Annotated in this window: 7 protein-coding genes; 4 read left to right on the top strand and 3 right to left on the bottom strand. The window is 59.9% G+C overall.

The window, feature by feature from the left end; translation table 11 throughout:
- The coding region (locus VMA09_14645) for a deoxyribodipyrimidine photo-lyase (protein ID HUA34844.1) at window positions 1-601 on the bottom strand (601 nt) is incomplete at its 3' end.
- 151 nt (window positions 602-752) lie between these two features.
- Complete coding sequence (locus VMA09_14640; GenBank protein HUA34843.1) at window positions 753-1,463, bottom strand: HAD family phosphatase; 711 nt, start codon at window positions 1,461-1,463, stop codon at window positions 753-755.
- 138 nt (window positions 1,464-1,601) lie between these two features.
- Between VMA09_14640 and VMA09_14635 the strand changes: the two genes are divergently transcribed.
- Together VMA09_14635 and VMA09_14630 are read left to right on the top strand one after the other, a co-directional pair.
- Complete coding sequence (locus tag VMA09_14635; protein ID HUA34842.1) at window positions 1,602-2,690, top strand: LLM class flavin-dependent oxidoreductase; 1,089 nt, start codon at window positions 1,602-1,604, stop codon at window positions 2,688-2,690.
- Between the two features lie 43 nt (window positions 2,691-2,733).
- The gene (locus VMA09_14630) at window positions 2,734-4,452 is read left to right on the top strand and encodes an amidohydrolase family protein (protein ID HUA34841.1); all 1,719 of its coding nucleotides are present in this window, start codon (window positions 2,734-2,736) and stop codon (window positions 4,450-4,452) included.
- Window positions 4,453-4,629: 177 nt separating this feature from the next.
- Here VMA09_14630 and VMA09_14625 read toward each other — a convergent pair whose 3' ends face one another.
- On the bottom strand, window positions 4,630-6,294 hold the full coding sequence (locus VMA09_14625; protein ID HUA34840.1) for a DUF748 domain-containing protein: 1,665 nt from the start codon (window positions 6,292-6,294) through the stop codon (window positions 4,630-4,632).
- A gap of 481 nt (window positions 6,295-6,775) precedes the next feature.
- Here VMA09_14625 and VMA09_14620 point away from each other — a divergent pair, with 481 nt between their 5' ends.
- Window positions 6,776-7,093: a hypothetical protein gene (locus VMA09_14620; protein HUA34839.1), complete on the top strand. Its 318-nt coding sequence runs from the start codon at window positions 6,776-6,778 to the stop codon at window positions 7,091-7,093.
- A gap of 188 nt (window positions 7,094-7,281) precedes the next feature.
- The gene (locus VMA09_14615) at window positions 7,282-8,265 is read left to right on the top strand and encodes an LLM class flavin-dependent oxidoreductase (GenBank protein HUA34838.1); all 984 of its coding nucleotides are present in this window, start codon (window positions 7,282-7,284) and stop codon (window positions 8,263-8,265) included.
- Window positions 8,266-8,276: the final 11 nt, after the last annotated feature.

Below are 8,276 nucleotides of genomic sequence, written 5' to 3'. Positions count from 1 at the left end.
TGCGTTTTGGATTCCATCGCACGCGCACAGCGTGATTGCGAAGCGGCTTGAGAAACTCGTCGAGGCGTTCGCGGATTCGCGGACGGATGGTGCGCGCCGCGAAATGTTCGCGGCCAAGCAGCGCCGACGGAACGATCACGTTGGCATCGACGCTCCACAGCGGCGCGCGTCGAAAGAGCGCGGCCTCGCGCATCCAGGCATCGTCACGGCGCGCGGGATCTTCGTCGGCGATGATCAGCGCGGGCTTCGCCTCGGCGCAGAAGCGCGCGAATTCGGAGTTCGAGCTCATCCCCTCGCAAAGGCGCAGCACGAATCCGATTCCGCGCCGATCGAGACGCCGTGCAGTATCGGCCAATCCTTGCAGCATGAAATGGTAGTGCCGCAGATTCGCTATCGGATGGCGCGCGAGGAGTCCGAAGAAAACGACGACTGGAAGTTCGAGCAGGTTGCCCGCAGCGATCGCGGCCTCGAGCGCGGGATTATCGAGCGCGCGCTGCGCCCGGCGCATCCGATACACGACACATCGTCCGTCAGAGGCAGGCGTCTCGCCGCCGCGCACGCATACGCGCGAATCAAACTCCAGGGCTTCAAGCGTGGTCATCGCAGCTCGAAGAGTATCGCAAGGGCCTCCTAAAAGTAGTGGCGTAGGCGTCCCCGCCCGCGATTGAGATGACGCGCCGCGCGCCCTGCGATGCTGAAAAAGGAGGCGCAAAAAAAGCGCAATTTAATGGCGGGCGGGGACGCCCACCCCACTACTTTTTCGGAGCTCCAGAGCTTTGACCTTTGATTGTCGCGTGCCCCTCAAGAAGTTGGTGCGCGAGCGTTTCTAGATGCGCGAGGGTGGCGGGGACTTCGGCGATGCTGGCGAGCTTTGCTGCGGCCTCGATAAAGTTGCCGCCTTCGGTGAGCTCGTGCGGGATGACGATGCATCGCAGGCCTGCGGCGCGTGCCGCGATGAGGCCGCGCTCTGAATCTTCGATTGCGATGCTTCGATCCGCACGTACGCCCAGCCGTGCGAGCGCTGTCAGGTACGGCTCGGGATGCGGTTTCGATTCCTTGTAGTCCTCGCGCGTCAGGATTGCCTCGAACAACGCGGGCAAGCCGCTGGTGCGATGCGCCAGCTCGAAGTGCTCGCGATGTGAGCTGGTCACGATCGCCATGCGATGCTTCCCGTGCATCGCGCGGACCGTTTCGAGCGCGCCCGGAATCACGCATGCTTCGGCGCGCAGCAGCTCCGAGTACGCATCGTCGCGGATGCGGCGCCATCGCACGATCTCGGCCGCATCGAGATGCGGCAGCAATCCCTCCCACACGCTCTGCCCGCGCCGCATGATGTATTCGATGAAATGCTCGCGCGTGAGCTCAGCGCCGGCCAAGGCCAGCGTCTCGCGCGTGGCGCGAAAGTAGAGCCGCTCGGTATCGACTAACACGCCGTCGTTGTCCCACAGAACCGCCTCGATCATTGCGGGTATTTTATCAGAACGGCTTATGCCTCGCCTTTACAAAAACCGCCGGGCCATGTTACGAAATTGACCGATCGTTCAATTAAATCCCGCGGCTCTCGCCATTAAGGGAATCCCTCTCGGACGGAGGTCCATCGCATGAAGGTAGGCGGCGCAGTTATTTTCCAGAACCCTCTAAACGCTCGTTCGGATTACGACGTCTACAAAGACGACCTCAGGATCGGCGACCTCTACGAGCCACTGGGCTTCGATTCGATCTGGAGCGTCGAGCATCATTTCGACGACTACACGATGTGCCCCGACGTGCTGCAGTTCCTGTCGTATTACGCGGGCCGCACCAAGAATATTCAGCTTGGCTCGATGGTGGTAGTGCTGCCGTGGCACGATCCGATCCGCGTGGCTGAGCAAATCTCGGTTATCGATCATCAGTCGAACGGCCGCATGATAATCGGCTTCGGCCGCGGTCTCGCGCGGATCGAGTTCGAAGGATTCCGGGTGCCGCTCGGCGAATCGCGCGAGCGTTTCATCGAAGCCGCCGAGATGATCATCGACGGTCTCGAGAAGGGCTACATCGAGCACAACGGCAAGCACTTCCAGCAGCCGCGCCGCGACATCCGGCCCAAGCCGTTCAAGTCGTTCAAGGGCCGCACCTATGCCGCCGCGGTGTCGCCCGAGTCCTCGCGCATCATGGCGAAGCTCGGCATCGGCATTCTGATCATTCCGCAGAAGCCGTGGGAGGCCGTCGCGCAGGAACTCAACGAATATCGCACCATCTATCGCCAGGTGAACGGCGGCGAGCCGCTACCGACGATCGCGGCGGGATGGACTTTCGTCGACAAGAGCCGCGACCGCGCGCACGAGATGGCGGTGAAGTATATCGGCGGCTACTGGCAGACCGCGCTGCGCCACTACGAGATGGCGGCGGATCATTTCGGCAAGGCGAAGGGCTACGAATATTACGAGCAGATGGCGAAGAACCTTGCCGCGCCGGGATCAAAGGATGCGTCCATCGATTATTTCCTGAGCCTGCAGGTGTGGGGCACGCCCGAGGACTGCATCAACAAGATCGATGAGATTCGGCAGAAGGTCGGCGCCGATCATTACACGGGCGTTTTCAGCTACGCCGGGATGCCGATCGAAGACGCCGAGCGCAGCCTCCGTCTGTTCGCGGCCGAGGTGATGCCGGAAATCAAGAAGCTCAACGGGCTGAAGGCGCAAGCCGCCTGAAGCGAAACTGTCACGGCGCGAAGCTCAAGAGAGGAGCGCGACCATGCATGACCTGGTAATTCGAAACGGACGTATCGTCGACGGAACCGGCGCCGCCGCCAAGAATGGCGACGTCGCAATCGATAACGGACGTATCACGAGCGCGGGCGGCAAAGCTGGCGCAGGCCGCCGCGAGATCGACGCGAGTGGACTGCTTGTCACTCCCGGATGGGTCGATATCCACACCCACTACGACGGACAGGTGACGTGGGATCCTTATCTAAGTCCCTCGTCATGGCACGGCGTGACGACGATCGTGATGGGCAACTGCGGTGTGGGCTTCGCTCCCGTCGAGCGCGGCAAGGAAGAGTTCCTCATCGGCCTGATGGAAGGCGTCGAGGACATCCCCGGCGCCGCACTCGCCGAAGGCATCAAGTGGCAGTGGGAGTCGTTCCCCGAATACCTCAACGCGCTCGAGAAGATGAAGCGCGTGCTCGATGTCGGCGCGCAGGTGCCGCACGGCTCGGTGCGCGCATACGTGATGGGCGAGCGCGGCGCGCGCAACGAAGAAGCGACGACCGACGATATCGCGAAGATGGCGGCGATCGTGCGCGATTCGCTGCGCGCCGGTGCGCTCGGCTTCACGACCTCGCGCACGATGCTGCATCGCGCGAAGAACAAAGAGCTCGTGCCGGGAACCTTCGCGAGCGAGGCCGAGCTGCTCGGCATCGGGCGCGCGATGGGCGAGGCCGGTCACGGCGTATTCGAGATGGCATCGGACATGGTCGGCCCCGATGCGACGATGGAATGGATGGTCAAGTTCTCGACCGAGACTGGACTTCCAATCACGTTCGCGATGGCGCAGGTCGATCAGAATCCGCAGGGCTACCGCAACGTGCTCGATCGCGTGCGCAAGTTCAACGCGGGCGGCGCGTATCTGGTGCCGCAGATTCCCGGCCGCCCGACCGGAATCCTGATGGGATTGCAGAGCTCGCTGCATCCGTTCATCACGCACCCGACGTATAAGGAGCTGTCGCATCTGCCGATCGACGAGCGCGTCGCGAAGCTGCGCGACCCGGCGATCAAGGCGCGTATCCTGAGCGAAGCGCCGGGTTCCGGCGATCGCATGGCGATCTACTTCATGACCAACTGGTTCAAGTACTTCGCACTCGGCGATCCGCCGAACTACGAGCCGGCTCGCGAAGACAGTATCGGTGCACGCGCGGAGCGGATGGGCAAGTCGGCCGCCGACCTGTGCTACGACATGATGCTCGAGCGCGACGGCCGCGAGCTGCTCTACATGCCGTTCGCGAACTACTCGGAATACAACTTCGACGCGCTGCGCGAGATGTTGCTCGATCCGGTGACTGCGCTCGGCCTCAGCGACGGCGGCGCGCATTGCGGAGCGATCTGCGATGCGAGCATGCCGACCTACATGCTCACGCACTGGGCGCGCGATCGGAGTCGCGGCGAGCGGCTGCCGGTCGAGTTCGCGGTGAAGCGGCAGACCACCGACACGGCGAAGTTCTACGGCCTGCGCGATCGCGGCGCGCTCACGCCCGGCATGAAGGCTGACGTGAATGTGATCGACTTCGACAACCTGACGCTGCATCCGCCGAAGATGATTTTCGATCTGCCCGCAGGCGGAAAGCGCCTCGTGCAGGAAGTCGACGGCTACAAGTACACGGTGCAAACGGGCGAAGTGACCTGGGAGAATGGTAAAGCCACGGGCGCGATGCCCGGCCGCCTCATCCGCGGCCCGCAGTCCGCGCCGACTGCATAGCCGGCAACGACGACACCACATCGAACGGCCTCGCACGCGATGCGCGCGAGGCCGTTCCTTTTTCGACATCAGCCTTCGCGGTACTTTACGATCCGAGTCGGTTGTTTTGAGGCCTTCCTTTCAAATCTCCTTCGAGGCGATTTTGAAAGGAAAGTCCTCTGAGGGGTTGCGCCAATATTAGCGGTTGGGACTCGCGGCGGGAGCTTTGCCTCCGCTAGCGCTAACTTCCCGGTCGAAGCCGGGCAGGATTGCCTGGATGAAGGCGTTTTTCAGTACTTCGACGAATGCCTGCCAGTCGTCCGTGTTGGGATTTTTGAGCGTGCCAGTCAGGTCTACTCGCGTCGCGACTTTCTCAGTCGAATGGTTCTTTAGAATGTGGGCCGCGGCGCCGATTGCCATTTCCTTGGCCTGCTGCAAAACAGGTCTGCCTTTGTCTTTCTGGTAGTCGTAGACCTTGACGTCGGAGAACATTGGTTTAACGTAGCCGGTCATTTGATCGTTCTTGACGCCGAGTTGTGCATAGACGGTAAGATGACCGCTGGCTACATCAACCCTGTTCGTCGCCTGCAGGACAGGATTGAGGCTAGTCAGGTCGGCGTTCAGAACCTGCAGGTTAGTATTGAATTCGGGACCGCCTCCCGCGGCGACTAAAGTGCCATCGATTCGCGTCGCTCCGTTACCCATGAAGCTGCCCGTGAGATTCACGTGGGACAGACCCTGGTTCGCGTGATTGTTCAGGTTGGTAATAGTCAGATTGGTATTATCGAGATAGAGCGAGTATGCCGGCGATGCCGCTTCATTATCGAAGACGAGATGGCTCTGGCGAATAGCCACTTCGTCCAGCTTGATATTCACCGCGCGTCGATTATTCTCTTTTTCGACTGCATTGCCCGCGGTGGTCACGCGATTCTCTTCCGCCCGTTCGGTCGCACGCTTGTGTACATAGGTGATGTTGGCGCGGTCGATCGCGGCAAGCTTCGTATCGACGTTAGTAACGAAGGGCGAGTATTCGACCGAGCCGCGGCTCGAGAACTCGCCACCGTTCAGCACCAGGTTGATTCGTTCGGTAGCCGGTTTGAGCGCGCGCAATGGAACGTCGCTGACATCGTATTGCGCGCGCATTCCGGGAAACGGCTTCATCAAATAGTTCAATTTGCCATCGAGGTTCAGTTCGCCCCGATCGAAGACCTGCATCTTGCCCGAAAAGGTGGATGGATACGTATCGTTGGGGGCCTCGATATTGCGGATATTGTCAGTAACGAAATTGATGTGGGCCAGATGGAGTGGCTTGTCCTTGGGACTATCCCGGTACGTCACGTCGCCGTCATGAATAACCAGGCGGTTGATCTTGAATGGATAGGCATTCTGCAGCGCGTCCTGCCACCCTTGTTGTTTCAGAGGAGTCTTGTTATGGACCTCGGCCGCGGCTTGCGCATGCAGGACGTGGATATTCGGATTCCATATCCCGACGTTGGCGACGACGTGCCTCGTTAGTAATTCGCGCCAATGGATTCGGAATACGATCCGCGGAAAATCGGCCACCGGTGGGGTCGGGTACGCATCCTGGGTGATCACCATGTTGCTCAGGGTGAGCCTAAGATTGAGAAGTTGGATATGCGCATGGCCGAGCGTCAGATGGTAGCCCTTCAGGCTGCTATTCATCCTCGCCGCGATACGCGGGCGGATATATCCATCGAGGAAAAATGATACGACGAACAGGGTCCCCGCGATCGATACGAAAAAGACCAGAAACCAGAGCGCGATTCGACTAGCAAGGCTGCGCGGTGGCCGCGCGATTTTGGCTGATTCCTGGGCCGCAGGAGTGACTTGTGGAGATGCCATGAGACGCCGAGGGAATCGCATCTTCAGTGCCACGCGATATGCCCAGGGAAACATTGATTAGTCCAGAACTGTACCGATTGGTCACCCGTAGCCAGCTTTCCATCGCGTAGAATTTTCACAACCTCAATTCGAACGAGGTTGGGCAACATTTTCCGGATTCACGTTGGCGTCGGTAAGTTTGCCAGCCGATTGAGGCATAATCGGCTGGCCGAATCGCCCGTATTCTTCGGCACGTCGCTTGCGATACTTACCCTGCAAAGCTCAAAGCCGCCGCTGCAATGCGGCGTCGTTTGGTGGAGTAACGACTATGAAATCAATCATCGCAAACGTCGCAATCGCAGGATTCATCGGCGTTGCCTCACTTACTTTAGTCGCCTGTGCGGACACTGATAGCACGGAGCCAGTGCCCCCGGTCCAGACTTCTCAATCGTCAACCACTACGAGCTATGATGTACCCGCTACCCAGGTTGTCGAAGCTCCTGTGACGACGACTACAGCGGTACCTGCGACGACGGCGCAGGCCACGACCACCACTACTCACTACAGCGACGGGACCGTTCAGAAGAGCACGACGACTGACTACAGTCCCTCCTACGTGACGACTACTCCTCCGACCTACTCCACGACGGTTGTCTCGAATCCTCCGGTCGTGACAACGGCGCCGGTAGTAACGACCTATCCTTCAACAGTGACTACTTATCCTTCGACCACGACTACGCGAACCACCACCACAACCGATGACGACGATGGCCTCGTGAACAAGCGCACCACGACGACCGTCACCTCGCCGGGATACTAATCGGCGACACTCCTCCTCCACTTACTGAAAGTGGTTCGCACGGCGAGTGATACGCATCCAGCGTATCACTCGCCTTCTTTTTCTCCTCTGATTACCCGCGATACGTGGATGGCTTCAATTTGCGCCGACAGCTATGGTCGCATCGAAGTGAGCGACCGTATCGATCATTGAGCCATCGGAGGAAAAGCATGGAATTCGGCTACCAGTTGGCAAACATCGAGCCGGCCAGGTTTCGCGACGCGGCGCAGGCGCTTGAGGGTCTCGGCTACGACGTCATCTTCTTTCCCGATCACATCGTGATGGAAGGTCCGGAGCGCACCTACGATCCGCACGCGCTGGCATACGATCCGATTCTGATTGCGGCCACCGTTGCAGATGCCACGAAGAAGATTCGCATCGGCCATCTCGTGCTCTGCAACTTGTTTCGGCATCCCGCGATCACCGCGCAAAGCCTCTCCACGCTCGATCACATCAGCGGCGGGCGGATGGTTGCGGGCCTCGGCACCGGATGGACCGAGACGGAGTTCCAGATGACGGGTATCCCGTTTCCGCCCATTGGCGAGCGGCTCGAGATGCTCGACGAAGCTCTCACCTGCATCAAGTCACTGTGGGCCAATGAGCGCACGAACTTCGACGGCAAGCACTACAAGTTCAAGGACGCGATCCTGTGGCCGAAGCCGATTCAGAAAAATCCACCGATCGTCGTTGGCGGCGGCGGCAAGGGGCTGCTGCGTATCGCGGCGAAGCACGCGGATTATCTCAACCTGATTGCCGACGCCGGCAAGCCGGGGAAGATTTCGGTCGAGAACGTTTCCAAATTCACCGACGAGTCCTTTCGCCAGAAGATCAGCTTCGTCCGCGAAGAGGCGAAGCGCGCAGGCCGCAATCCGGATTCGATCAAGATCAGCAACGTGATGTTCTCGGTGGTGATAACGGATACCGCGGCGGCGGCTCGGCAGACGGCCGAGATGATGGGGCCGATGTTCAAGATGACTCCCGAGGCGGTGATGAAGACGCCCATCAGCCTCATTGGAACGCCGGAGCAATGTGTCATCGAGTTAAAGCGGCGTGTCAAAGAGTGGGGCGTGTCGCAGTTCATCTTCGGCACGATGGCGGGCGTCGATGAAAAGCAATTCCGGCTCATTAGCGAACAGATCATTCCTCAGGTCTGAGCGGGGGCGAT

It is taken from the genome of Candidatus Binataceae bacterium, from assembly GCA_035508495.1.
Taxonomy (GTDB): domain Bacteria; phylum Desulfobacterota; class Binatia; order Binatales; family Binataceae; genus JASHPB01.
Note: the sequence above shows the minus strand (reverse complement) of the source record. Positions and strands in the feature narration are given on the sequence as shown.

Coding starts and splice junctions, on each gene's coding strand:
- VMA09_14635 (HUA34842.1), top strand. CDS start 1,602: ATGAAGGTAGGCGGCGCAGTTATTTTCCAGAACCCTCTAAACGCTCGT.
- VMA09_14640 (HUA34843.1), bottom strand. CDS start 1,463: ATGATCGAGGCGGTTCTGTGGGACAACGACGGCGTGTTAGTCGATACC.
- VMA09_14630 (HUA34841.1), top strand. CDS start 2,734: ATGCATGACCTGGTAATTCGAAACGGACGTATCGTCGACGGAACCGGC.
- VMA09_14615 (HUA34838.1), top strand. CDS start 7,282: ATGGAATTCGGCTACCAGTTGGCAAACATCGAGCCGGCCAGGTTTCGC.
- VMA09_14625 (HUA34840.1), bottom strand. CDS start 6,294: ATGGCATCTCCACAAGTCACTCCTGCGGCCCAGGAATCAGCCAAAATC.